We start from the raw sequence: 25,372 nt of genomic DNA on the forward strand, positions 1-25,372 counted from the left end.
GCGGCTCGGGCCGCCGATGCCGCTTAGACCCAGTCTGGGTCTTTGCGGTCAAAATCGGCGGGGAATGGCTCGAACTTTTTGGGAAGCCTGAGGGTTTTGAGCTTCGGATTGAAACGGGCGCGCTCGGCCTGGTCCTTCGACTTCTCGAAGCGCACGTTGGCGAGCTTGAGATTGGCGAGGTACCGGAAGGTGGAGCCGAGGCTGTAGATGGGAAACGACTTGTTCACGTACTCGGCGGCACGGTCCATGATCCACTCATGGTCCGGGTGGAGCGTTACGGTGATGCGCTCGCGGGTCGACCCTTCGTCATCGCGCCGGTCGGGCGTGTTGGCCCACTCGCCTTTCAGAGGTGGAGGGGGAGGGGAGCCTGTCCAGATTCCGAGACGGTGGGCCTCTTCGAGGCCCGCCGTGTAGACGAGTGGCGACATCGACGCCGCCGGTTCGCGCTCTTGCAGAATCTGAACTGCGTCGGTCAGCAAGGTGTGCTCGCGCGTGAGAAGGCGGATTGTCTTGGTCGCGTAGTTGATAGCCAACGTGGGCTCCGTGACGTTCTATGGCAAGTCAGGAGCCCTAGGCAACTACGACCTACGATTGCGCCTTTGCCTCGACGCCGTCGCAGGCCGGGTAGCCGCTACAGGCCCAGAACTTGCCTTTCGACCCCTTCCGTTGACGGAGGAGCCGGGTTTTGCACTTGGGGCACTGCTTAGCAGCCTTTCGGGCTGATTCGAGGTCCTTGGGGTCCCAGGACCCCTTGCACCCGGGGTACTTGGCGCAAGAGAGGAACTCGCCCCGGTTTTTCATGGGGCCGGCGCAGACGGGGCAGGGCTCGGTCACGCCCTCAGCGAGGTCCAGTTTGCCCCCGCACTCAACCTTGAGGCAGCGGGCATAACGCCCATACTTGCCGTCGAGTTCCTCCATGGCGCCGCTGCACTTGGGGCACGGCTTGTCGTACGGCTTCGCTGTGAGGTCCTGCTTGCCGCCGCACGCCTTATCCAGGCAGCGGGCGTAGCGGGAGCCACTTCGCGCGGCCGTATCTTCCATGGGTCCTGCGCACTTGGGGCAGGGCTTGTCGGTGGGCTTGGCCGTGGGGTCGCCGGTGTAGTCGCATTTCGGGTACGTGCCGCAGGCGAGGTAGGCACCGTTTTTGCCCTGCCGGAGGAACAGCTCGGCTGCGCACTTCGGGCATGGCTTGCCGGAGGCCTTCGGCGCGTCTGGGCTGCTCTCTGCGAGGCTCGGGTCCGCGGTGAGGAGGGACGCAATGCACGCTGGCGCCCGGAGCAAGGTGGGCTCGAAGGCTCTCCACCAGGTGCTGCACTCGTCGGTCCACTTCCGTGTCCCGTCTTCGACTTCGTCGAGGCGCGCCTCCATTTCCGATGTGTACTGGCTGGCGACCAGGTCGCCGAAAGCGCGGGAGAGCACTGCATCCACCGCGCGTCCACGCGGGGTGGGCTTCAGCTGGCGCTTCTCAATCTCGGTGTAGGAGCGTTTCCCCAACATCTGGAGCGTTGCGGCGTACGTGCTGGGGCGGCCGATGCCCAGGCGCTCCAGCTCCTTGACCAGCCCGGCTTCCGTGAACCGAGTAGGCGGTGTGGTCGTGCGCTGGTTCGCGTCGATGGCGAGGGGGGTGAGCTGCTCGCCCACGGTGCATCGTCGAATCGGGCTCGCGCCCTCGTCGTCGTCGGAGTTTTCATCTTCGTCGACTGCGCTCAGCGCAAGGAAACTAGGGAACTCGACGACCGAGCCGCGAGCCCGCCACGTGGTGCCGTCGGCGCTGCCGAGGAGGACCGTGGTGCGGGCATGCCGCGCGGGCCGCATCTGGCAGGCGATGAAGCGGAGCCTGACGAGTTCCAACAGCGCGAGTTCCTCAGCCGGAAGCCCCTCCGGCGGCGTTAGCGCAGTGGGGCGAATGGCCTCGTGTGCCTCTTGGGCGGTGGACTTCGTCTTGTAACGTGGCGGCTCGTCGGGCAGGGCATCGGCGTGGTTGGCACCAATCCACTGCCGAGCCATCGTGATTGCTTCCTCGGACAGGTTCGTCGAATCGGTGCGGTGATAGGTGATGTGGCCACCCTCGAAGAGGGCCTGGGCGAGCTTCATGGTTGCCTCAGGGGCAAGCTTGAGCCGCACGGACGCAGCTTGAATGAGCGACGCAGTCGTGAAGGGCGCGCGCGGTTTCTGGTCGACACGCTCTGACACGACGTCGGTGACCTGGTGCACTCCCGCCGCTGAAACAGCGAGTGCGGCTGCTTCGGTGTCTGAGGTGAGGCGAGCGTCTTCCAGCTTGCCGGCCTCGTCCTTCCGAACAAGGCGGGCAGTCAGCCCGTCGTACTTGGCCGTGAGAGTCCAGTAGGTGAGGGCGCGGAAGGCTTCGCGCTCTTGCTCACGCTGCACGATGAGGTGCAACGTGGCGGATTGCACGCGGCCGGCTGAGTGGTTGGAGCCGAGAGGACGCAAGAGAGGCGAGACGCTGAAGCCCACCAGACGATCCACTGCGCGTCGTGCTTGTTGGGCGTCGACGCGTGCGAGGTTCAATCGTCCAGGGTTCTTGACGGCCTCGGTGACGGCCGCCTGGGTAATTGCAGTGAAGATGAGCCGCCGAGGGCTGCGGAGGCCAAGGGCCTCTTGGAGGTGCCAAGCGATGGCCTCTCCCTCGCGGTCCTTGTCTGTTGCGAGAAACACTTCCTCCGCCGTGGCGGCAGCGGCGCGCAGCTCCTTGAGCACGGAGGCTTTTCCGTCGCTCGTGACGTAGTCCAGTTTCCACGTGCGCGTGTCGACCCCCATTTCATTGGTGGGAAGGTCGCGCACGTGTCCTTTGCTGGCGAGGACCTTGTAGCCAGGTCCGAGGTACTTCTCGAGGGTCTGACGCTTGTTGGGGCTTTCGACGATGACCAAACGCATGCGGGCACTCCAGACTTTCCAAAGCAAGTCAACAGCGGACACACGACTCCCTCGAATGAGGGAGCCGCACAGGTCACATCACAGCGACAGCGGGGACGACATGAAGAGGTAGAAGACGGTGCCCTTGGGGATGGGGCTCGCGGTGGAGTCGGTGGTGCGAGCGCGGTTGCCGGCGACGCCGACAGCGTCTCGCGCGACTTCTCCAGCAGCACCGCCGGGGAGAGCGCTTCCGACAAGCCGTTCAGCGGTGCTCGCAGCGGTCGACTTGATGTCACTCGGTGGAGCGCTGCGAGATACCGGGAGGCCAGGCCGCCGGTCAGCGCCGTAGCCAAGCGCGGCGATGGTGATAGTTCCCTTGGCGGGTACCGTAAGCGAGTCGCACTTGAGCTGGAGTCGAGCTGTGCCGCTGTCGGGCGTGCAGATGCCCGTTGCACCGGCTGGCACAACGACGTCACCCGAGGGCGAGGTAACCGGCGCCGACAAGGCGAAGGTCACGGGCCCCGGATTGTCGGGGTCGAGCGGCATCTGGAGGCGCGCCGCGAGAAGCGTGCCGGCGGGAATGGACGGGCCACCTGCTGGAGCTGCCGGAGAATCCGACTCAAGCGCCATGCTGCGGAGTGATGGGCGCCGCCGTAGTGCGGTCGCCGGTGGTGTCGCAGTCGCGTCAGAACCGGTGTGAGGAGCTGGCACCGACTCGGATGGGGACGGCGGAGGATTGAGTGGAGCTACTGCGGTCACTCCGCGGGCGGCCACCGGCTTCGCCTTCGAGGTGGGCTGAGCCGGCCCACGACTGGAAGGGACTGTGGTGGACGCGAGTGGTGCCGCAGGCGGCGCAGATGGCGGCGACAGCTGCGCATCGCTGGTGGGCGTCGGCAGCTCTGCTACGCGTTGAGGCGGCGCCTGGTCGAGCGGCGCGAGCTGCGCGACCTCGGTGGCCGGAGAGAGGCCCTTCTCAGCTGCTGCGCGTTCGGCCAGCTCCTGAGCGGGCGTCTTGACCTCGACGGTGGCGGGGGCCGGGGCCGAGTTCGCACCAACGAGGACTCGGACAACGAGAAAGCCCCCCAGCAACATCCCCAGCAGGGTGAGAGCCGGCAGCACGAGGACTTTTCGGGCTGCGCCCGTTGGGTTCGCGATTTGCGCGCGCAGCTCCTGCATGCGGCGGAGGCGCGTGCTCGTCTTGGCTGGAGCAGGTGGAGCACCGGCGGATGCCGGCGGGGCGGGAATGGTTGCCGGACCAGGCTCCTGTTTGGCAGGTGGAGCGATGGCGGGTGAGGGGGCTGGGGCTGATTGAGGTTGAGGGGTAGGTAAAGGAGACGGCGCCGCCTTTGCCTTGCCCCGGGACGGTGTTGTCCCACGTGCACCACTGCTCCCGAGGAGCGCGGCGACTTCTGCCGCCAGTTCTTCGGGACCGACAGCGTGACGAGCGTCGAGGGCATAGGCACGGAGTGCCTGCCGGAACTCGCCGCAGCTTGCGTAGCGGTCGCTCTTGTTCCGTTCCAGTGCGCGCTTGAGGATGGACTGCAACGCCGCTGGGAGGTGCTTCACGGCGGAGGCAACGTCGGTGGCGCTGGCCTCCGTTACACGGACGAGCGTCCGGAGTTCGGTGCCGGCGTCGAACACGCGGCGGCCGGTGAGCATTTCGAGACAGACAATCGCGAGGGAGAAGAGGTCAGAGCGTCCGTCGATAGGGTCGGCGAGGGCCTGCTCTGGCGACATATAGGCGGCCTTGCCCTTGATGAGACCTGTGGACGTTTTCTCCCGGTCAGCGAGCGTCGAAAACGCTACGCCGAAGTCGAGGAGCTTAGGGTCGCCAGCGGCGCTCACCATGATGTTATGGGGCGTCACGTCGCGGTGGACAATCCGAAGCGGCTTGCCGTCATCGCTGCTGCGCGAATGCGCATATTGGAGGGCAGCCGCGATTTCGCCAGTGATGAAGCAGGCGGCCTCCTGGGAAAGGAGGCGCCCTTTCTCGCTCGCGAGGGCAAGCAGCTCGCGCAAGCTGTGGCCCTCGATGAACTCCATGACGATGAAGCATGCGGCCCTCTCGGCAGTCCAGCCGAAGTCGTAGACCTGGGCGATGCCCCGGTGTGATAGCAGGGCCGCGAGGCGGGCTTCATCCGCGAACATCTGGCGGTAGCTGTCGTCGTCCTGGTGCGTTGAGGTGATGCGTTTGATTGCGACGGTCCGGCCGAAACCGTCCGGTCCGACTCGGCGCGCGAGGAAGACTTCCGCCATTCCACCTTTGCCGAGACTTCGGACGATTTCATACCGGCCGGAGGCTGCGCCCCCGCCCAGCTCGAGGAGCGTCGGAGGAGCGGCCTGCGGTGCCGGTGGGATAGGCGGAAGCGGAATGGTCGTGCTGAGCAGTGGGGGCGGAGCATCTGACAGCAAGGCGTCGAGCGAGAGAGCGGCCGGGCGCGGAGCGGAGCTGTCGTCGTCCTGGTCGGTCGGGTCGCCTGGTTCGGGAGGCGTGTCATCATCAACGAGCGACATAGGTACCTCGGACGTCAGGGGTCGTAGATGAGGCCGGGGAGCGAGAGTTCGCGCCCCTTGCCCCCGGTCTCACGAATGGTGAGGGAGTAGGTGGCCGCGCGCGCACTTGGCTCGACGGGAACGCGGACAACACCCGTCATCTTTTGCTGAAACTTCAGCTCCTGCGGCTCAGGGTAGCTTTCGACGTCGAGCGGCGCGTCGGCGTCACCACCACTGCTCAGGACGACCTCACCAAAATGAAAGGGAGCGGCACGGCTCCTGTTCTCGATGGAGAACACCAGGAAGGCCATGGGGTGGCTGTCGATGGTGTACCGGCAGATTTCGCGAGCTTCGAGCAGCACCTGGTCGTGCCACTTCTTCGCGCTGAGCGGCGCACACTCGTGCTGCTCCGTGAGCGCGCGCATGAAGGTTGTTGCCACTGCTGAATCGACCCGCTTGGCGAAGTCGGCCTCAAGAGTCGCTTTGGCCTTCGCCACCGCGTCTCGGACATAGGCGGATTCCGCGGAGCGGTTCGGCAGGGTGAAGACAACGCGCGCATCGACGCGGTCGGCTGGTGCGTACCTGATGAGCATCGTCAGGGTGATGCCCGTCGTCAGGCGCACGTTGAGCGAGGTGAGGTATGCCTGACTTGGAATAGCCCCGCCTTCCTCGGCGGAAACGTCGGTCGGCTTGATGACGATGTAGTTTTCGGCGGGGAACAGTTGGACCCCGAAGAGGGGGGGCGTTGCCATGTCCTGAGGGGTGGCCCGAGCAAGGTTGATGCAGTCACCGCAGGATGGCTGTCCCACAATCCCCTCCGGGAACTCGATGACGGCCGGAATCGACGGGTGCGTTAGCACCTCGTGGACACGGGTGAGAGCGGTCTCGTCGATGGGGATGCGGCGCACCTGGCGGTCCGGCGAAGCGGACTGGGCTGGTGGAGTGGGCGCAGCTGTGGCGAGAGCAATGAGCAGGGGGAGGAGCATCACGGTGTTCCCTTGTTGGTGGCGGGGGCCGCCGCCTGCTTGATGACTTCGCGTTCAAAATACGCCACCAGCAGCCCGTTGAGTGTCCTCGGGCCTCGGGGCACGACGAGGAGTGTGACCCGGATGAGCACGGGAGTGCTGAGGAGTGGCGCGGTAAGCACATCAGCTCGGTAGACGTCGAGGCGGCCACCCAGTTCGACAAAGTAGGTTTTCGGGCGGTCGCCGTCCTTCTCGACGCGGACGCGTGTCGCCTGCGGTTCAAGGACGAGCTGGCTACGGAGGTTCCCCTTTTCGATGGCGGTAAGGGTTGGGTCCTCCTTCGCCTTGGCGGCGTAGGCGCTCGCAAAATCTGTCGTCATGAGGCCGTACGCCTTGCCGAGGTCTCGGGCTACGGAGTTGGACGTGAGTTCGAGGAGGTATCCCGCCATCAGGCGGGACACATGTTCGGCTTCCTCCGGCCCAGGGGCATTTGCTGGAGAGAGGACCTCGACCAGGTCGGCACGGCCGAGGGAGTCGACACGCACCGCGAGCAGCGGGCGAAACGTGGTGAGGACGAGGGCGAGCACCAGGACGAGGAGAGCGGCGAGCAGGGTGTAGAGGAAGCGGCGAAGATGCTTGTTGCTGCGCTGTAGGTCGGCCCACAGCTCAAACTGGTCAGGACGGGACGGAGTCGGCATTTCAATCACCAGGGCGAGTCGTGGGGGCAGTGCCCTTCAAGTCCGTGGGCTGCATCGATGGGCCCGTGGGCGAGATGGGATTGGAGGAGCTGTTCACGGTGCTCTGTAGGAAGTTCGCCAACCGCTTCGTCATGTCGTTGCCTGCGGTCGCGTTCGCCAGTTCGCCGAGCGCTGAGATTCCAAGGAGGCGTCCGGTGACCACGGGCACGACGAACGTCATGGAACTCATGAATACGCAAATGGACACGATTGACAAAAACTCGGTGTCGAGCACGCCTTGTGTGGCGGTCAGCTCCATGTACTGGCGCATGCGCGCCGTGATGGCCGAGTAGAGAACGGCGGAGGTGATGCTCCAGCTTGAGATTTCGAGGAGGGCGACCATCCAGATACGAGCCGTCGGGAGGCCAAAGGCCGACAGCCCAATCATCATCGGGCCGAAGGTGAAGATGACGTTGAAGAGGACCACTTGGAGGTACTCCAGCTGCTCGCGGGCGAGCATCGCGAGGCCGAGCGAAACGGAAGCGGAGAACGCAACGAAATTGTCTTTAAGATTCGCCCAGAACAGCACTCCGCCAGGACCAGGTGACCACCAATATTGCTTGAGGCGTTCGCCGAAGCGGGTGAAGTCATCTCGGAGCGTTATCCACTTCGCCTCCTCGAGGATGCCGTCGGAGATTTCAGACGTGCCCCACCAGACGGCGCTGGAGAGCGGCACGAACGTCGCGAGCAGCGCACTCCCCACGAGGAGGAGCGCCAAGGGACGGTAGGGAGAGGAGGGTTCACCGCCGATCCACTTCTGCTGGCCCAGCACCCACGAGAAGACGGAGCCGGCGATAAGAAGGGCCCATCCGACCGCATACGGCACGACAGCCGGCCCACTGAGAACGGTGTTCATCACTTCCATAGGTCACCGGAGGTTGAGCGAGGGCGGTGGAGGTTTCACGCGAGGCGTGAAGGCCCGCTGCGTCGCGAGGTCGAGGGTTTTGCCGAAGGTGTCGAGGCTGCGGCGTTCCGCGGCCTCCTCCTGAGCTGCCTTGAGGTCCTGGAGCTGTTGGCGGGCCTCCTGGTGAGCCAGGTGCTCGTTGATGAGCGCCAGCTCGGAAAGGGACTGCGCGCTGCTCTGTGCTGCGAGCTGCTGGGCCTTTCCGGGGGAGGCTCCCAGGGCTTCCATGTACAGCTCGGTGCCGCGACGCTGCACGGCCGTCGCTTCGGCCCTGCGCTGGCTGAGGAGAACAACGAGCTGAGGGTCCTGTTGGAGTGCCTGCTCCATCAAGAGGCCGTCAGCGGCTGTAGCCACTGGAGGGCGCTTCCCTGCCTCTGTCTGAAAGGACGTGTTCTCGGCGACGCGCTGGAGGTCCTTCGCGGCGGACAGGGCTCCTGCGTAGTTGTAGGGCTGGCCGGGGGTCGGCTCGTCGTAGCCCTCAAACTGGCGGCGAGCGCGGTCGCCGTAGATGTCCATGCGTCGGGCAATGCTGCTGGCGTCGAACGTGCCTCCTCTCAGGCCCTGTTGCAGGCTGGAGCGAAGCGCATTGCTCTCGTGGGCAATAGGCAGCTGCTGCCCGAGTGAATCACGGGCCTGCTGGAGGTACTCGTCGGGGTCAAACGCGGCGATTTCGTTGATTCCCGCGTAGACGTCCCTCGCAAGCTCCAAGTTCTCCTTTGCCGTCGTGATGGTTTGGCGGGCCTGCTCGACCTGCTCGGCCATCATGATGCTCTGACGGATCGTCTCCACGAACGCTGTCGGGTCAGTGACGACCATCTGCGCCTGAGACGGGCTAGCAGCGGAGAGGGCGACGAGGACCAGCAGATACGGTGCGACGGAGAAAGCACGGAGGACGGTAGGGCGCTCAGTCATTTTGTCTCCAGCGGTGAGGGTAGGGGGCCGCGTGCGGCGCCCCCCGGGTACAGACGCGCAAGCTCGCGGAGTGCTGAGAGGCGGTCCCCGCCGTGTTTGGCGAGAACAGTCCCCTCTAACTCCTTGTCTTTGGGGTCTGTTGTGAATAACCAGTAATCGACGCTGCTCGGCGCGAACCGCAGCACGTTGGAGTGGAGCGCGCCGCCTTCGGACCATCGCGCGAATACTTCGGAGAACTGGCCTTTGACGGTTTGGAGGCTCTGGAAGAGTTCGCCTTCGCGTGGGTTCAGGTCGAAGAATTTAGAGACGCGCTCGTGCCCCTGCACATGCCGCAGCAGGAAGGTGGTCGGGGCGTTTGCGAAGATGCTCGCGGCGGCGGGGACTCCGAGTGCTTGGTCGAGGTTCTGGGTGATGGCCCCGACACCGCCCCTCAACTTGCGGATGGTGGCGAACAGCTCGGCCACCATCCCCGCTGCGGTTGGGTCCTTCAATAGCTTCCAGCACTCGTCGTATAGGACCCAGGCCAGCCACCCATCACCGGAGCGGCGCCGGCTCAACATGCCCCAGATGTAACTGGAGATGATTAGCAACATGATGGTTCCGAAGCTCTCCAAGGCTTCAAGCCCCTTCATGTCGAACACCACAAACGGTGAGCGGATGTTGACGCGGCTTGGCCCGTTGAACAGCTGCGCTCGGGCTGAGCTGAGGACGTGCCGAAGCGTCTTGGCGAGGCTCCGAGCGAGCTGAGTGTCCTCGGCATCTTCGCCACGGAATGCATCAAGGGTGACCGCTAGGTCGGAGTAGATGGGAGTCTGCTCGCCGAGGCGGTTGTACGTCGTGATGATGCAGCGCTCGATGATGGCGAGCGCCGCGATGCTCAGCGGCCTGTCAGCCTCCGTGAGAAGCAGGCGCGTGAGCCCCACGATGAACGTCACGCGGCCGGCGTTTGGCTGCTTCGCGGGTTCGCCGTCGTCGGTGGTCCAGAGGTCTTCGCGCGAGAACCAGGGGTTGATGCATGTCGCTCCGTCCAGGGCGACGTCGACGAAGTCGCCACCAAGGAGCGTGACGAGGCGGTAGTAGGAGCCCAGGTCTTTCCCGCCAACGTCTACGATGATGACGGGGCTGTTCAGCCCCAGAAAACTGGACGTCAGTAGCCCCAGCGTGAGGAATGACTTGCCGGAGCCAGAGGCCCCGAACATCGTGAAATTCCAGTTGTCTTTCGCGGGACTCGCGAGGTCTACGGCGCAGGCCTCGCCAGCGCGCGTGGTGGCGACAAAGAGCTTTCGGTGCGAGCCGCCTGAGCGCTCATAGAGGGGCACCAGGTCAGCGGCGTTGGACGTGATGACCGTGCGACGGTGGGGTGCGCGCTGGCCGTTGCCGGGGAGCTGTCCGAGGAAGGCGTCCAGCTGCGACTGGTACTCGGTCGCGACCGGGATTTGAATTCTCCCCCATGCATCCGCGACGAGCCGGGTGTTGCGGTCGAGTTCGACCAGGTCTTGCCCGGCGAACTGCACATGCACCGCCAGGCTGACGACGCGCTGGTCATGTTTGGTGACGGCGTCGAGGGCCGTCTCCAATTCGGTCGCTTGGTTTGATGCGCGGACGTTGCGCACGTGGCCGGCAGCCATGGCCTGCGCGCGGTTACGTCGCTTCTCCACTTCTTCGTACTTCCGCTCGGTGTCGGGGACTGTGATGTCCACCGTGAGCAGGTAGTCGATGGGGCACGTGGAGAACGCTTCGATGGCCTGCACCACTGTCCTGCGCGGAAGGTCTTTGAAGCTGACGATTCGGTGAGGCTTCAGCGGCGTGCCCATGAAAATCGTGTCGGCACTCCAGCTCAGGGAGCTGTGGACGAGCTGCTCGCGGAGGCTGAGGGCGCGGTAGAGGCGCGCACTCGTCGCGGGCAGCTCTGGCGGCGGAAATTCCGCGGTCAACTCCGGAACCTTTTGCGTGTCGGGGTTGAGGGCACGGAAGGCGAGCGCCGTGAGGCCGTTGTCGTCGAGGCGCTCCAGGCGAGCCCCTGTGGAGACAAGATGGCGAAGGAGGTTGGGCGCTCCCTCCTCGAGGCCTCGGACAGCAAGAAGGTGGGCCTCCCTCGCAACTGACGCGGGGTCCGTCCGCCCGAGGAGGCGGTCGAACAGGCGGACAGCGCCGTTACGGCTGTGGTCGCCGAGCCGCCCGAGTGCCCGTGGCGCAGTGAGAAGCAGGAAGGTCTCGCTCGTTCTCAGGTCACGTGAGCGGAGAGCGGAGTGCCCGGCCCGGCGTTGCTCCTGCAAGAGCGGGTGCTGAGGTTTGGCGGCTTCGAGGTACTGCTCAGCAACAGTCGCGGCGTTGGAGGAGCTGCGGCGGAGGAATTGAGCGTGGTAGCCGATGGGCAATGAGTTGATGAATTGGCGGAGGTTCCCTGCGATTGCGTTGCACCGGTGGTCGGTGGCGCTGCTCGTATCCACCCCATGGAGTCGCCACCCGAGGGTGATGGAGCCGTCGACGGCGACAATGGCCGCGTCGCCAATCCACCAGTAGGGCAGCCAGTGGGCAAAAGCTGATTCGCTAACCTTGGGAGCGAGTGGCATGGCTGGGACGTGGCTGCGCCGGGTAGGGCGCCAGAAGGGTGTCAGCGCCAAGCGCCGAGAGGTGCTTTGGCGCTACCAAGTAGTGGAGGAGTCCGAAGAGGCCTGAAGGGAACCGCACCCGCAACCAGTAGGTTGCGAGTGCGGTGGAGGCCAGGGCGACATACGCGTAACCCTGATGCACGCCGGCCCAGAGAACGCCGCAGATGTACGTGACGGAGTACGCCAGCAACGGCGCAATCGCGTCCTCGTATGCGAAGCGCGAAAACCGCCCGCTGGCGTCGAGCTGGCGAAAGACGATGCTTTCTTCGAGCATCAGGAGAACCAGCTTTTCAGCAAGCCGGCGATGGTCGACGCGCTGAGAATGAAAACTGCGCCAACCAACGTGCTCTTGGCACTGTCTTTCGCGGCGGGGTCGCCCGACGCGAACTTCCAGCCCACCATCACGAGCATGACCGTGGCGAGGGCCATGCCAACACCGACCATGATGGGGACGGCCTTGAGGATTCCTGACTCCACTTTCGACTGAGCAAGGGCCGTTGAGGCCTCGGCGGTGAGGATGAGAGCGGCAATGCGGAGGGACGCCTTCCGATTCATGGGTGATGCTCCTTGGGGTGGTACGCCTGACGGGCCAAAGCAAGTCCGTTGGACGTTCTATGGCAAGTCAGTACCAGGGTCAAAGGTCTCTTCCTCCAAGGCCAGAAGGGCTGTCGCGGCGACCGTCACCAGGTCGTGGGCGGCCTTCGCGCGGGCGTAGCGGGCATGGGACAGGTTGGAGCCATCGAGGCCACGGACGGCCTGCTGTAGCTCGTTCTCCGCGGCCTGGAGGGCGTAGCCGAGGGCCTCGCGGGTGTCGGGTGACATGCGGGCTGCCGATGGCACCTAGCGTGCCAGTTGATGCCTCCTTGGGAGCCACACCCGCAGGCCGTCTCGGCGCGTGGATGGCGCTGTCTGGTCGTGGACGTCCGGCACCCTGGGTGCTGAGGCCTGAGTGGGTAGGTGCTGGCATCCTTGTCCCAGGCGGCGAGGTGAGCCGCTCGGGCGGGGGGACAACATGAGATTCGCATTGCTGGCGATGTGCGGCGCTGTGCTTGGGGCGTGTGCCTCTGGAGCGCCGTACGAGCGTGAGGTCCTTGAGCTGCTGGAGGACTCGGCGGAGGCATGCGCGCAATCAGCCGGGGACAACGACGAAGGCTGCTACGCCCCCTCCTGTGGAGAGGAGGAGTGTGGCCTCTACCGCTGCGAGGACCTGGCCTCGCCGCCGTATGCACTGAGATTCCCACCTGCGCAGGCCGCAGGAGGCGCGACAGCGCGCATCCAGCGGTTCTGGGGCGGAGCTGTTCCCCTTCCAGGGCGACGGCCGGTGTTCATCATCCCCTGGTACCGAGAGGACGACCTCCCGAGCGTCAAGGCTGCACGGAAGGCCATCGCAGATTGGAGTCGCCGCGAGAAGGAGCGCCACCACATCTTCCCGCGCGCCTTCGAGGCGTACTTCCGCAGGAACGACATCGACATCCACCAGTACACGCTGCTCGTCGACGTTGCGGAGCATCGGCGGGTGCATGCGGGGAAAGATGGCGGACCATGGAATCAAGACTGGCGCGTGTGGATTGAGAGTCAGCGAAGGCAGCCGCCGCGCGCGGCGTACTTCCGTCATGGCGGAGTGATGGTCGAGCGCTATGGTCTCATCGGTGTTCCAATGACGTACTGGCAGAAGCTGGCGGTTACCGCTGCCTCTGGAGAGTGAATGCGCTACTACGCTCTGAGGGAACGACGCGATGTGGAACGGTCAAAGTGGACCGGGAGCTTCTACTTCGACCGGCAGTGGGGGTTGCCCGGAGTGAAGTGCCCGACCTGCAAGGAGACCTGGGCTGCTATCGGCTCCGACTATCCGACGGTTGACCTCTCCTCCCTGCCTGAGAAGCGCGAGTTGGAAAGGGCGCAGTGCGTGCCCTGGGAGCAATTCGTAGAGTTGAGGCAGCGAGTGTTGCCGCTGGTGCCCCCCGGAGCCATCGTTGAGCCAGGCACTGGATTTGGCGCGTTGACCGGGAGGGCCAAGGGGAAATTTCCCCCAGTGGTCATCCACATGCCGTGGATACTCCTCATTCAGCCGGCCCTGGTGGCGCGGCTCAACGGACTCACTGGCACTATCCCAGTCCCAACACGCTTCAAGGCACGGCCGGAGGTGGCCGGCCTGCTGGAGTTGGAGGTACGGCCTGGCGGGAGCATTTGGGGAGCCGATGCCGGCGAACCCTGCAGGACCTGCGGTCACGAGTACTCGGACCTGCCCCTGCCCCCCTTCGGAGAAATGCGCCTGAATGAAATTCCCACGGTCGACTTTGCGAGAATCTGCCGGACCATCGTGGTCGTAAGCGAGCGCGTCGTCGAACGGTTGGGACGTGAGCTGGAAGAGTCGGAGATTGTCACGGTGGACGTCACCGGTGGGGCCCTGGCTCAGAATCCACACGTGTGAAAGTTGCCGGCCGCGTAGTAGCGGCAGTCGCTCGGCCGTGAGCAGAGCGGGGCGCACTGGTTGTTCGCGCCAGGTGCAGAGCATTGGGCGCAAAAGCAGCCCGTCGAGCTGCCGAAGGACGTGACGAGGGTCGAGCAGAATCCAGCAGGGTTGCCGGTGGCCTCGGTGCAGTTGTCGGCGACGAGCACGCCCAGAATGGTCGCGCAGGTGAAATGCGTCTTGGGCGTCGACGAGCTTGAGCCGTCGGGCGCCGCGCAGACGCCTTCCTCGCCGATGCCACCGCATGTGCACGCGCCGGTTCCCTGGGCGTCGACAGTGCGGCATTGGCCCGAGCCGCAGCCGAGCGTGACGACGCGGCCACCATCGCACCGGATCCAGGTGTCTCCGGCGCAGTGGCCGTAGCGGGACACTCCGGTGCAGGCGCCGCCAACGGCGACGCAAGCTGTACCTTGTTGGTTGGGGACGTGCCCCGCGGTGCACTCACACACGGTTCCGCTCTGGGAGCACGTGGACCGGGCCGGGCAGGTGCCGCAGCTGCCTCCGCAGCCGTCTGAGCCACAGGAGCGCCCAGAGCAGCTGGGGACGCATACGGGCGGGACGCTCGAGCAACGGCCGTCCAGCGAGCAGGACTGGCCCTGCTGGCAGGTGCCGCAGCTGCCTCCACAGCCGTCTGAGCCACAGGAGCGCCCAGAGCAGCTGGGGACGCATACGGGCGGGACGCTCGAGCAACGGCCGTCCAGCGAGCAGGACTGGCCCTGCTGGCAGGTGCCGCAGCTGCCTCCACAGCCGTCTGAGCCACAGGAGCGCCCAGAGCAGTTGGGGACGCATACGGGCGGCTGGGTGCCGGCGTCCCGACGCACAAGGCCACCGTCAACCGGGGGGGCGACCTGGTCGTCGACTGAGTCGACAGGACCGCATGCGGCGAAGTGAGCCGCGAGGACAACGAAGCGCAGGAAGCGACGGAGCTGGACCATGCGCTGCCGCAGAGCAGCTCTCGTGCCGGGTGGCGTGAGAGCGAGCCACACTCACAGCTGTGTCTCAGCGTGGGACGGTCGTCCAGGGTGAGGACGGGTCTGTCGTCAGGCCCTGGAGGATGGGCGCGGCGCCATCGACAGGACGGCTCCTAGTGTCCAGGTCCAGAGCGGGTGCCAACGGTGCTCGCCAACATGGAGCGCTACAGCCTCGTTGAGAGCGAGGCCGCTCGGCAGTGCCATGTTGACGATGTGCGCCGTCCTGCCCTCGGCAGTGAGCGCCTCCAGGCATATGCGCCAGACGCGCGCTGGAGTGGGCTCCTCCACGAGGAGGATGTCTGTGGCGGTCCACAGAGCACCGTTGCTGTCCGCGAGTTCGAGTCCGGCCGTTGGTGGCACCGAAAGGTGGAGGGCACGATGAGGGAGCCGGAGGTCATCGGTGATGCCATGGAGCTCCGTGCTGCCAAGAATTGCCCCGGCGTCGGGAGGAACAGCGTGCCGGTGCCGCCCGGCAGCTTCCCACGCCAGGCGGAGCCAGTATTGGACCGCTCCGCGGGTCAGTGTCTCTTCGAGGTGGGGAAGGAAGGACAGCGCGACGAAGAGAGCATTTTGGTATTCGGGCTCGTTGAGCGCGTCCCATAGCCGCTGGTGACGCGTGCGCGCCGCTGCCTCCTCGAGCGCAACGAGAGGCAACGTGGTGACGATGTGCGCCGCTTCAGGAAGGGGCATGCGTCCGTCGCTGAGGGCGCGGTCGATTGCGGCGAAGGCAGCTTCGGTGCCCCCAAGCGCCCAATAGGCGCGAGTGGCCGGCGGGATGGGGGAGGCAATGAGGATTCGCATTTAGGCGCTCCTGGAGGCCGTAACGGTAGCCCGGAGGTGGTCCGGGAGGGGCCAGCCAGGCCGGAACCCGACTGACATCATTGCCTCCCGCATCAGCGTTCCTGGCGTGTCGCCTCGCCGTGGGCGGCGGTCCAGCCACCAACTCGATTTTTCGGTTCCGTCCATGCTCAGAACAGACTGGATTCCGGCGGCTGCCGTGAGCAGGTCCAGGTCGGTCAATGCAGGAAGTGGGCGTTTCGCAGCGAGCGTGAGGAGCGACTGCACGGCACCTTGAACTTCGAGCGCGCGCATTCTGCGGGCCCATTGAATCTGGGCTGCCGACCCTGAGAGCGGGGGCGCTCGAAGCCCGGTGATAGTCGCAGTGCGTTCGCCAACAGTGGCGATGACGCGAGCGTCCCGTTCCAACTCGTCGGCCAGCACGTGTTCACGCTGCTCGTCAGGCGTCACAAGACACCCCATGTAGTCAAGTGTAGTTTACATAATCCATGTTATAGGACACCAATAAAATCGAGCACTTATGAGCCGAATCCAGTTATCTCGGACCCGTGAATGCCCTGCTCACCGCAAGGGCCTCTCGAACACGGTCGCGAGCCAAGGCCATGAGTTCCTCCGGCGTCCTTGCGCTGATGTTGTCGCTTACGGAGGCTGGCGTGACTGTGTTCCGGTTGGATTTCCAATCGTTACGGGCCCTGAAGCGCTCCGCCTCAAAGCCACGGGCGGAAGTCCAACCGTTGAAGCACCAGCCAAGGTCCTCAAGCGCGTCATGAAGTGCTGCCATTGTCTCAGTCGTGGGCGGTGTCGTCGGGGCCATGGGGTCTCTTGATTCGTGTGATTATCGGCGTTGGTGGTATTCGGCAACGTGCTGAGTCCAGAGGTGCCGCACCCGCGTTTCATCATGCGGGCTGACGGTCATCTCGAACGGGTCCCACCTGGCGAGCGTCGCGGGCCGCCAGCGTGGGGAGCGCCAACCGCAGTCACAGCCGGCCCCGATTTCGCGCGGAAACTGCACTGCCTCGTCTGCGGGATATTGCAGTTCGCGAAAGAGGCCTGCACCTAGCTCCGTCCCCGGGCGGGGCACATATCCGACGGCCCAGCCTTCGTGCCCCGTCTCGGCCTGCATCGCCATCGCTACACGTCCTCTCGTGAGCCACGTCAGTTGGACTCGTCGGTTTCCGCGGCGGGGGTCGAAGCGCCTGGCAGAGCGCTGTGCGTGAGCTGGTGCCCCGTCTGCTCTTTGTGCTTTTGCGCGAGCGACTCTTCGAACGCGCCAAAACTGCACTGGCGGCAGCTCCAAATGGCGGTCGTGGGGAACTGAGGTTTGAGGTCGTCGAAGTTCATGCGAATGCCTCCAGGGTGCGTCATCGTTGCCGAGATCGCTGGCGTGGTGCCATCCCCCCTCAGTGGTATGGACCGCTCCTGTCTATCCGGTGACGGACAGGCTTTCATTCTGCGGCAACGGGCGGGAGAGCTGCGGTGCAGCGGTGGTGCCGAAGTAGTTGGCCCAGATTGCAGGAAGGACGCTCAAGGTGCTGACCAGGCGCGGATAGCGCGCCGGTGGGAAGCGGGCTGCGAGGAGCTTTCGCCAGCGACCGATGCGCTCCGACTCGGTGACCAGGCCAGTTGAGAGGTCGTAGGTGGAGCCAATATCGCGAAGGAGCAAGCCAGCGTCCTCCAAGCCGATGCCCGGCAGCTGCGCGAGCTGCGCAGGAACCGAACGGCGAGGGTCGTCGACGACTAGGAGAACAACCTCAACCGGAGCCCCGGTGGAGTCCTGCCGATAGAGGTACTCCCACGTGAGAGCGGTCGGCAGGGTCGCGCGGAGCTGGCGGATATCATCCGCCGCTGCTTGGAGCGCCGCCGGGCCGGCACCGCCCCTCTGCAATGCCTCGTATGCCTTGCGCATACGGAGGGCAGTCCAGACGCCGTGAAGTTCCAGGTAGCGCCGCTCGTGGGCGGGGCTTAGGACGGTGCTTGCGATGCGCCAGCCGGCAGCCCGCGCAGCTGCGTAGACGTCGTTACGAAGCAGCAGATACTTGAGCACCTCGGGCGGTGGACGCTGGAGGAGGTATGTGTTGCCTGCCTCCCCTGCTGCTGTGACGCCAGCGTTGCGGAGTCGGTAGACGCTGCGCGTTCGGGCGCCAAGCGAGGGATTCTCAGGCTCGCGCGCGAGGTAGCCATGTTTCACGAGCGTGTTGAGCCGGGCCAGGGCTGCTCTCTCAGAGCGCGCCCGATTCGTCGGAGCGACACGGGTCGGCGCGGTGCTGATGGTGCGGAATGGCTCGTGTAGCCAGTAGGCCTGGGGGCCGGTGACGACGCGCAGACGCGCCAGACGCGCCAGGAGCTGGCGGAGGTCCTCCGGTAGTTCGTATGGCGAGCGCTGACGGCCTGGCTGTTGACGACGCATGGTGACTCCTAGACCAGGAGCGCTGAGCGCCCGGTGAGGGACTCGATGCGTCGAGCGGTGCCGGGTCTATCCGCAGCCCACACAGTGGGGCCAGAGAAAGCAGCGGCCTTCGACGCAATCATTTTATCTGTGTACTTGCTGGTGACGTACTCGACATTAATTGTCGTGCGCTGCCCCTCTGGGCTTTCAACTACAAGCTGCGCGTCCGGATAGTGCTCAGCAGCTTTTCGCGTCTCACCCTGCCCTGCCCTGCCAGTGAGGTTTGCGCGAAAGGATTCGCGGATGAGTGCTTCTTCGCCCTTCATCGCAATGACTCGGTACCCTTGGGCCGTGAGGGACTTTTCAACCTCCAGTAGCGCACGAACGGTTTTGAGGTGGTGCTCGACGAAGCGCTCACGCGGAGTCGGCGGAAGCGGGAGGTTGAAGCTCGCAGCGGCGTGCGGCGTCACGTAGACCGCGCGGGTGAAGTAGTGCCGTCCGACGCGAGCGTGCTTTCGTGCGGCGAAAATACCGTCAATTGCCGGGCCGTGGCCGGTTCGTACTGTGCCGGCGGTGGCCCAGTTGAGCCCGTCGATGACGACGGGCCTCATGGCCAAGTAGTTGTTGAGCGCGAGCCTCTTCAGGATGATGTCGCCACGAGACGTCGCCTCGAAGAGGTCCTCGCCTTCGTTGCGGACGAACCGGTTGACCAGGTCGTCAGTAGCTACCAGCCCAAGTCGCGCAACAAACTCGACGATGGCGCGGTTGCGCTGATGAGGGTTGTTCGCGGTCTCGGCATGAGCAATCCGCACGGCAAAATTCGCTACTGCGGATTCAACGCCAGGAGGCATCGCAGACCGCAGGTCGCGACCGAGCTGCACGAGGGCGCGCTCCGCGTTCGCGACTTTGACGGCGATGACGTTTTCCGGCTTCAAAACTTGGGGTCCTTCCCTGGGGCGATGCGGTTTTCCTCCCGGTAGTTCGGGAGAAGATGCACCAGACGAGGATGGTGGGTGAATTCACCGTCGAACATCTGAACGACCGCAGAACGTGGCGGAAGCCGGAGGATATCGTCCGTCGAAAAGCGCGGCTCGTCGACCTCGGAGTACGAGACCGAGACAGACCGTGACTCCCCTCCTTCGCGCGCGCTCATGTGGTCGGTGAGCAGGTCCTTCTCAACGCCGGAATACCCAGTGGACTCCGAGCGGGAAGCGCGAAGGACTTTGTGCGTCCCGAAGAGCTTCGCGAAAGTGTCCATGCTCAGCAGGTCATTCACTGCGAGGATGACCTGGGTTCGGAAGTTGCCGGTAATCGTTCCGCGGTACTTCTCCGCGACCTGGTCAAGACCTTGATGGAGCGCAACAGTGCAGCACCGCGACTCGCGTGACACCGATGTGAATTCAGCGATGCCTGGATTCATATAGGCCCAGACCTCGTCAGCAAACGCCAGGACCAGGCGCTCGCCGTTGCCGCCTGCGTCGCGAAACTCCGGCGTCGTGCGCGCGAGCATCTGCGACTGAAAATCGATCAACGTAAAGATGCCCATCGCTCGCGCAAGAGCGCCGTACTTGTCCAGCGACATCGAGAAGACCACGATCCGGCCCTCTTCGATTATCGACTTCCACCCGGGGAAGTTCGCATCGGTCCGGCAGAAGGTCGGCGCCATGTCATCTTGCACGAACTTCATGAGGTCGGCTCTGAAGCCCTTCGTCAGCTGGAGCTTTTCCTCAACCTTCTCTTGGCTCCACTGGTCGACGAACCAGTTGTAGCCAATCGAGCCTTTCGGCTTCGCGGCGTCCAACATCTTCTTTTGGAACTCGTTGTTCGTCGTGAATCGGTAGAGGTCCATGATGGAGAACTTCCCGACCCCCAGGGCATCCTGGAGGACTTGGAATGTCGCGGTCGCGAACTCCAGCTGCATCTTTTTGTAGTAGCTGTGGGACTCCTGGTCGCTCATGACTTCGAGTGCCGCAACGAGCTTCGATGCTAACGCGTTCGGGGTCCCCTCCCCCAACGGATTGAAGCTCCACTCACCGCCCGGCTTGATGATGACAACGTCTGCTTCCCGGCCGGCCTGCTTCGCGCGGTGCCGCACGTAGTTTGCGTTATTTCCCTTCGCATCCAGAACGAAGATGCCGGGCTTGCGGACCTTGTCGCCCCGAAATTTAAAGATGGCCTGGTCCATCAACGGCTTTGCAACGGCCGACGTCTTGCCGGAGCCAATGCCGCCAATGCAGTAGATGTTCGCGAACATCGCGGACTCCGGGATGATGTGCCAGAGCGGGTCCCCCGTCCCGGTCTTCCACTCCGCGCCGGAACGGCCAATGACGAAGTCATAGGTATCCGAGAGCGCCTCGACGACAGCTCGATACGACGGGAGGCTACCGTGGACCCATTGACTGGGGCGCAGGCAGCACCACCACGCGAGGATGCCGTAGGGAACAACGAGGATAGCCAGGGCAGCACTCCATGTGCCCCACGCTGTCAGGTGCCCCCAGAGCGCAGGAGCGAGCGAGGCAGCTGCTAGGAGCTGTCCACCTGTGAGCCCAACACCGTAGGCAGCAGCACGAGCAACCTGAGTGCTGATTGACGGCGGGACATAGTGTCGTTGACGGGCCCGAGACCAGTCTAACGCACCGAAGCAGCCCACTAGCCCTAGGAGGATGATGCCTGCCCCTCCGACTGCCACTGGACTAGTTGTAAGAGCGCTGAGGATGGCCCCATTCGGCAATCGGGTCAGGTGGTATCCGACGATGACCACTACACCCAGCAGCAACATTGCTACTCCTGCCGATGACTGAGCAGCCGACGCATTGAGCTTCGCCTGCTTTTCTTTCGATGACTCGTTCATCACTTCCCCCTTCCCTTCTGACCTTCCAAAGCAAGTCAGTATCGGACATGGCTTCCCACGGCAAGTCTGTCCCAAGAATGCCAAGTGCATTCGCCTATTTATGCCAGATGGTTTGTTCCGGACCTAAGGGGGATTAGAGGGAGATTTCAGGCCCAGATACAACCATCTGGCATAAATTCATGTGGTCTAACCCACTGAAATTATTAAATTATAATCGCATTTCGTATTTCGGTGACGGGTCGGAGCCGGAAGAAAGCCTCCCCCGAGGCTCGGTCCGCACCCGCACGTCGCAATACAAATGCCAAATTACGTAGTAATAACAAGCACTTGTGCTTTAAACAGGTTTCTTACGAGACCTGCCTTTTCACCGGTGAAACTGAGGCGCCCTACCCCGCCTTTTCACCGGTGAAACTGGGCGCGGCACTCTGCCCTTTCACCGGTGAAACTGGGCGCCCTCCCTAGTGAGCCTGCGAACGAATCTTTGCGCAGAGATCCTCAAGTCGCTTGAGGAGCTGGGTGCGCTCGTCGGGGGATGCGGTCTCGATGTTCTCGGGGTAGACGATGAACCGATTCCCCTTGTCGCGGAATGCGGCCTTGTCTCCGCGCTTCTCCTCGGCACCCCCTGCACTGGCATCGTCGCTCGGTTCCCCATCGGAAGCCGCCGCACTGCCCTGTGGTGAGGCCTTGCCTTTGAGGCGGTCGACCTTTAGACCAACCTCCTTCTCAATTCGCACCTTGCTCCACTCCCGGTCCAGGGCTCCGGCAATGAACTCCGAGAGCAGCTCCTTGGCCATCCGGAGCGCGGTTCTGCTGGCGCCCTTCGACATTCCCTTGAGGGCGGATGAATCGGCGTCGTTGTCGGCGCCGTCAACGTTGTCTTCGGACGTCGCCGCCTCCGCGTGCTTGCCGCGGAGTGCCTCCTTCTCGGCCTTGGGGCGGACGTGCGCGAGCAGTGGTCGCCACAGCGGCATGAAGGCGAGTGCCGTGCTGTACTCCATCCGCCCCGTCTCCACCACGGCGCGAATTGGCTGCGGCGCATCGAACAGGCGGAGCAATCTGTAGACACGGCTTTCTGCGAGGCCGGCCTGGGTTGCAATCATTCGCGCCTGGTCTTTCTCAGTACGGGCATCGGCACTGAGTAGCTCGCGGAGCATTGCCACCTGCGCGGCTTGTTCCATCGTGGTGCCGTCGTTGCGCTGCATATTCTCGCTGACGGTCAGTGTTGCGGCTTCGGCCTCCGTCAAGCCAATCCGCACGATGCACGGAATGCGCTCGTACTTCGCTGCGTCGGTGGCGCGTCCTTCAGCCAGCGCCGCGTCGCGGAGGATGCGGAAGGCGCCGACGCGAGTATGGCCAAAGACAATCAGGTATCCGGACCCGTCCTCGCGAGGCCTGACGAGGATGGGCTGAAGAAGGCCGTTGATTCTGATGTTGTCGGCCTTCTCTTTGTACTGTGCTTCAGTTCGCTTGATTTTCTGATGCGGGCTGGTTGAGAGTTTGTCAATCTCAAGCAACTGCGCGGCATGTTCTGAGACATTGCCTGTTGGCATTACGAGCGGCGCCATTGCGTCGTGACGGGCGCCAAGCCCTGTGGGGGACGGGGAAGATTTAGCCACGGCTGATAACCTCCTGAGCAAGCTTCATGTATTCGATTGCACCCGGGTCGCGCTTTCGCCAAAGGCCGAGCGGATGTGACATGTCGGTGGCTTGGACAAACGACTCCCTCAGATGGATGACAGTTTGAAACACGGTCTGCGCGCCGTAGGTGTGCCTGAGGCGCTCCAGCATGCGCTTGGTCATGGTGGTCCGAGACTTTGCGAACGTCCCGAGAGCGCCAAGGAATCGAAGGCGCGGCTGGCTGAGTTGAATCAGCTCGGTGACGTGGGCGTGCAGGTCGAGAGCACCACTCAACGACAGAGGGTCGAGCTTGACGGGCACGATGATTTCGGGACAACCAACAAGGCAGTTGTCGACAATGAGCGACAAGGCAGGGGGGCAGTCGGCAATGATAAAGTCATAGGAAGCCTCATGGGGCTTGAGGGCATCCGAAAGAACCCGGCGGCGGGCGACGACACTTGGATATTTCATCTCCAGTGCGCGCTCGACGGCAGCGAGAGGGAGACAGGAGGGGACGACGTCGAGGCCCGGCGTCAAATGGTCTCTTACGGGCGAGAAGGGCCCTCCCATGAGGAGATCCTTGCTCCGCGACACTTGGTCGTTGAGGTTCTCCGGATGAAGATTGAGCGCCTGGCTAGCGTTCGCCTGCTGGTCAAAGTCGAGAAGGAGGACCCGCTTGCCCAGCAGAGCTAGCGCAGTTGCCAGCTCGACAGATGTCGTAGTCTTGGCAACCCCTCCCTTGTGATTCATCACTGTAATCTTGCGGACCACGTGGTGAGCCCCTCCCCCCGCTTGTGCGGGTCTTAAGACGAGAGGGGCTTATACGCGCCGTGTCCGGTGGCGGTCAATGCTCTGACGTGCCCCAGCAAGTCAAAACCGGGCAAACCTCACCCTCGGTCGGCCTGGTGGGGCTGGTGGACGCACGGTGCGTCAGAGGCGTTGGCACTTGAGGGCCAGAGCCATGACGGCCCTTTTCGTCCGGTTGGCCTCGGCTGCGAGGTTGGCGCATGCCTCCGGCAGGTCCCCGAGGGTGGCAGGCAGGGTAGGAAGGTCAGCGGCGGTGTCCCCCCCACCTGACAGAGCCTCCGATGTCCGAGCGAGAGCTGTGACGGCATAGACCAACAGGGCAGGGATGCCCTCGGAAGGGGAGGGGATGGACGGCCACTGTGCAGCGGGCGGGTTGGGAGCGGCGGCGGCGCTGAGCAATTCAGCGAGAGTTGTTACATGGTGAGAGGTAGAGGCATAGTGGTGAGCCTTCTCGGCACTGGAAGGCGACGCCCAATCACATCCAACGCAACGACATACAAATAGCATTATGGCTCCAGATGCCCAAGCCGACGGGGCATCCGAATGATAGTCGACCTGACGTGCCAAAGCACGTCAAGACACTGCGCATTGGTGGGCTGGTTCAGAAGGCGACGCGCATTTGGCCCCTGATGCGGGCGGGTGTGGCACGGGAGGGGAATGGGGCCGGCCCGATGGGCACTGGCGAGAGGCGGAGGCTCTGAGGACGGCAGTCGTGGGCCGGGCACCCGGCCCACGCGGGGCTCATAATTTTGGGTGCGGCGCGACCCTCCCAACGGTGGCCAACTGCCTTTGATGTAGTGCTGGGTCCGCTTTTCGGTGCTTTGCCACGAACCTCATCTTTTGGATTGGACGCACCGGCAGGGCTCTTGATGAGCCCCGCCTGAAAGCGAGTGTCAGTCGCGGCAGAAGTTGATGACCTGGAGGTTAACGCCGGGACGAGTGAAGACAGCCATTATGGAGAGGTAGCGAATGTTGTGTATGGCTGACTGAATGGCCTCGCACCTTTCGGAGTAGTCGGGCGCGGAGGGGTCAAGCGCTTCGCGGTGCTCGACGAGCTTCTCAACGAGCTTGTCAGACTTCTTCACGAGTTCGTCGAGGGTCGGTTGAACGGCATCTTGGGACATAGAGCGTCCTGTCGTGGTGAGGGCGCCCCATGCGCCCCCTCGCAGGAAGAGGGGGGGCGCGTGGGGTCCCTCAAGCGGGGCGGCGTGGGCCGTTGTCCGTCGCGGGCCTTTAGGGCGGAGGACGTGACAGGGGGCTTTATCCCTGGCGCGGCCGAACGCGCCCGCGGCGGACGTTTTTAGGCACGCGTCGCCACGCGGCCTCGAGCAGGACGCTGGGCACCAGTGCTGCTTAACGGCACCCTGGCGTAAGGTACTGGGCTGCATCGCTGGTCCGTCGTCGGCCGCTGCGTGGCTCTCGGCACGGCGTCTGGAGTTGGTCCGTCGTCGGTCGGACGCTGCGCTCCTCTCGGCACTGCATCTGGTGCTGGTCCTCTCGTCGCCTGCGTTCGGGCCACCAGGTCGAGCACGCGGAAACCCTGGGGGAGGACGGACGGGCCTGGGGGGCCTCGCGGATGCTCCGGGGGACCCGTTGCGCGTGGGGCTGTGGGGCCCCGCGTGCAATGGGGTCGAGAGCAGCCGTGGGGCTGAGCCGGCATCTAGGGCTGAGGGCCCGGCCGCCCGGACTCCACGGGTTGGAGCGCGCGCAGCCGGTGGCACGTCGTGCGCTCCTCTCGGCACTGCGCCTGGTGCTGGTCCTCTCGTCGCCTGCGTTCGGGCCGCCAGGTCGAGCACGCGGAAACCCCGGGGGAGGACGGACGGGCCTGGGGGGTCCCTGGATGACGGCGGGGGGCCTCGCGGATGCTCCGGGGGACCCGTTGCGCGTGGGGCTGTGGGGCCCCGCGTGCAATGGGGTCGAGAGCAGCCGTGGGGCTGAGCCGGCATCTAGGGCTGAGGGCCCGGCCGCCCGGACT

22 protein-coding genes are annotated in these 25,372 nt (G+C 64.3%); 2 read left to right on the forward strand and 20 right to left on the reverse strand.

All coding sequences use genetic code 11. The features are described 5' to 3' along the window. Positions 1-23: 23 nt before the first annotated feature. From HUA74_RS43960 to HUA74_RS44010, 11 genes are all read right to left on the reverse strand, one after another. Positions 24-533 carry a hypothetical protein gene (locus HUA74_RS43960; protein ID WP_174459348.1) on the reverse strand — a complete coding sequence of 170 codons (510 nt, stop codon included), beginning with the start codon at positions 531-533 and terminating at the stop codon, positions 24-26. Positions 534-585: 52 nt separating this feature from the next. After that, positions 586-2,895, reverse strand: coding sequence for a type I DNA topoisomerase (gene topA / locus HUA74_RS43965; RefSeq protein WP_174459349.1), 2,310 nt, complete (start codon positions 2,893-2,895; stop codon positions 586-588). 78 nt (positions 2,896-2,973) lie between these two features. Then, a complete protein-coding gene (locus HUA74_RS43970) occupies positions 2,974-5,388 on the reverse strand; it encodes a protein kinase (RefSeq protein ID WP_256434738.1) in 2,415 nt (804 codons plus the stop codon). A 14-nt stretch (positions 5,389-5,402) separates the two neighbouring features. Next, complete coding sequence (locus tag HUA74_RS43975) at positions 5,403-6,353, reverse strand: DUF2381 family protein (protein WP_174459351.1); 951 nt, start codon at positions 6,351-6,353, stop codon at positions 5,403-5,405. After that, positions 6,353-7,039, reverse strand: a complete 687-nt coding sequence (locus HUA74_RS43980) for a hypothetical protein (RefSeq protein WP_174459352.1) — start codon at positions 7,037-7,039, stop codon at positions 6,353-6,355. The genes HUA74_RS43975 and HUA74_RS43980 overlap by 1 nt, the downstream gene beginning before the upstream one ends. Further along, positions 7,032-7,925 carry a hypothetical protein gene (locus tag HUA74_RS43985; RefSeq protein WP_174459353.1) on the reverse strand — a complete coding sequence of 298 codons (894 nt, stop codon included), beginning with the start codon at positions 7,923-7,925 and terminating at the stop codon, positions 7,032-7,034. The genes HUA74_RS43980 and HUA74_RS43985 overlap by 8 nt, the downstream gene beginning before the upstream one ends. 12 nt (positions 7,926-7,937) lie before the next feature. Next, positions 7,938-8,789 (reverse strand): hypothetical protein, encoded by an 852-nt coding sequence (locus tag HUA74_RS43990; RefSeq protein ID WP_174459354.1) that lies wholly within the window; start codon positions 8,787-8,789, stop codon positions 7,938-7,940. 92 nt (positions 8,790-8,881) lie between these two features. Continuing rightward, the gene (locus HUA74_RS43995) at positions 8,882-11,458 is read right to left on the reverse strand and encodes a VirB4 family type IV secretion system protein (RefSeq protein ID WP_174459355.1); all 2,577 of its coding nucleotides are present in this window, start codon (positions 11,456-11,458) and stop codon (positions 8,882-8,884) included. Further along, positions 11,436-11,771, reverse strand: coding sequence for a hypothetical protein (locus tag HUA74_RS44000; RefSeq protein WP_174459356.1), 336 nt, complete (start codon positions 11,769-11,771; stop codon positions 11,436-11,438). Before HUA74_RS44000 ends, HUA74_RS43995 begins: the two co-directional genes overlap by 23 nt. Then, positions 11,771-12,052 carry a TrbC/VirB2 family protein gene (locus HUA74_RS44005; protein WP_174459357.1) on the reverse strand — a complete coding sequence of 94 codons (282 nt, stop codon included), beginning with the start codon at positions 12,050-12,052 and terminating at the stop codon, positions 11,771-11,773. The genes HUA74_RS44000 and HUA74_RS44005 overlap by 1 nt, the downstream gene beginning before the upstream one ends. 57 nt (positions 12,053-12,109) lie before the next feature. Beyond that, entirely contained in the window at positions 12,110-12,319 is a 210-nt protein-coding gene (locus HUA74_RS44010) for a hypothetical protein (protein ID WP_174459358.1), read from the reverse strand. A gap of 190 nt (positions 12,320-12,509) precedes the next feature. On the opposite strand from HUA74_RS44010, the gene HUA74_RS44015 reads away from it, so the two are divergent. Then, positions 12,510-13,202: a TIGR02269 family lipoprotein gene (locus tag HUA74_RS44015; protein ID WP_174459359.1), complete on the forward strand. Its 693-nt coding sequence runs from the start codon at positions 12,510-12,512 to the stop codon at positions 13,200-13,202. Continuing rightward, the gene (locus HUA74_RS44020) at positions 13,203-13,928 is read left to right on the forward strand and encodes a double-CXXCG motif protein (protein ID WP_174459360.1); all 726 of its coding nucleotides are present in this window, start codon (positions 13,203-13,205) and stop codon (positions 13,926-13,928) included. Here the strand turns inward: HUA74_RS44020 and HUA74_RS44025 are convergent. From HUA74_RS44025 to HUA74_RS44065, 9 genes are all read right to left on the reverse strand, one after another. Continuing rightward, positions 13,910-14,338 carry a hypothetical protein gene (locus tag HUA74_RS44025; protein WP_174459361.1) on the reverse strand — a complete coding sequence of 143 codons (429 nt, stop codon included), beginning with the start codon at positions 14,336-14,338 and terminating at the stop codon, positions 13,910-13,912. The genes HUA74_RS44020 and HUA74_RS44025 overlap by 19 nt on opposite strands. A gap of 669 nt (positions 14,339-15,007) precedes the next feature. Further along, the gene (locus tag HUA74_RS44030) at positions 15,008-15,739 is read right to left on the reverse strand and encodes a hypothetical protein (protein ID WP_174459362.1); all 732 of its coding nucleotides are present in this window, start codon (positions 15,737-15,739) and stop codon (positions 15,008-15,010) included. A gap of 1,152 nt (positions 15,740-16,891) precedes the next feature. Further along, positions 16,892-17,077 carry a hypothetical protein gene (locus tag HUA74_RS44035; RefSeq protein ID WP_174459363.1) on the reverse strand — a complete coding sequence of 62 codons (186 nt, stop codon included), beginning with the start codon at positions 17,075-17,077 and terminating at the stop codon, positions 16,892-16,894. A gap of 82 nt (positions 17,078-17,159) precedes the next feature. Beyond that, positions 17,160-18,143, reverse strand: a complete 984-nt coding sequence (locus HUA74_RS44040) for a hypothetical protein (RefSeq protein ID WP_174459364.1) — start codon at positions 18,141-18,143, stop codon at positions 17,160-17,162. Positions 18,144-18,151: 8 nt separating this feature from the next. Further along, the gene (locus HUA74_RS44045) at positions 18,152-19,057 is read right to left on the reverse strand and encodes a hypothetical protein (protein WP_174459365.1); all 906 of its coding nucleotides are present in this window, start codon (positions 19,055-19,057) and stop codon (positions 18,152-18,154) included. Further along, positions 19,054-20,376 (reverse strand): type IV secretory system conjugative DNA transfer family protein, encoded by a 1,323-nt coding sequence (locus HUA74_RS44050; RefSeq protein ID WP_174459366.1) that lies wholly within the window; start codon positions 20,374-20,376, stop codon positions 19,054-19,056. Before HUA74_RS44050 ends, HUA74_RS44045 begins: the two co-directional genes overlap by 4 nt. Positions 20,377-21,431: 1,055 nt before the next feature. Then, on the reverse strand, positions 21,432-22,589 hold the full coding sequence (locus tag HUA74_RS44055) for a ParB/RepB/Spo0J family partition protein (RefSeq protein ID WP_174459367.1): 1,158 nt from the start codon (positions 22,587-22,589) through the stop codon (positions 21,432-21,434). Then, a complete protein-coding gene (locus HUA74_RS44060) occupies positions 22,582-23,361 on the reverse strand; it encodes a ParA family protein (RefSeq protein ID WP_174459368.1) in 780 nt (259 codons plus the stop codon). Before HUA74_RS44060 ends, HUA74_RS44055 begins: the two co-directional genes overlap by 8 nt. A 929-nt stretch (positions 23,362-24,290) precedes the next feature. After that, complete coding sequence (locus HUA74_RS44065; RefSeq protein ID WP_174459369.1) at positions 24,291-24,521, reverse strand: hypothetical protein; 231 nt, start codon at positions 24,519-24,521, stop codon at positions 24,291-24,293. Between the last annotated feature and the right edge of the window lie 851 nt (positions 24,522-25,372).

The organism is Myxococcus sp. CA051A (assembly GCF_013336705.1).
Taxonomy (GTDB): domain Bacteria; phylum Myxococcota; class Myxococcia; order Myxococcales; family Myxococcaceae; genus Myxococcus; species Myxococcus llanfairpwllgwyngyllgogerychwyrndrobwllllantysiliogogogochensis.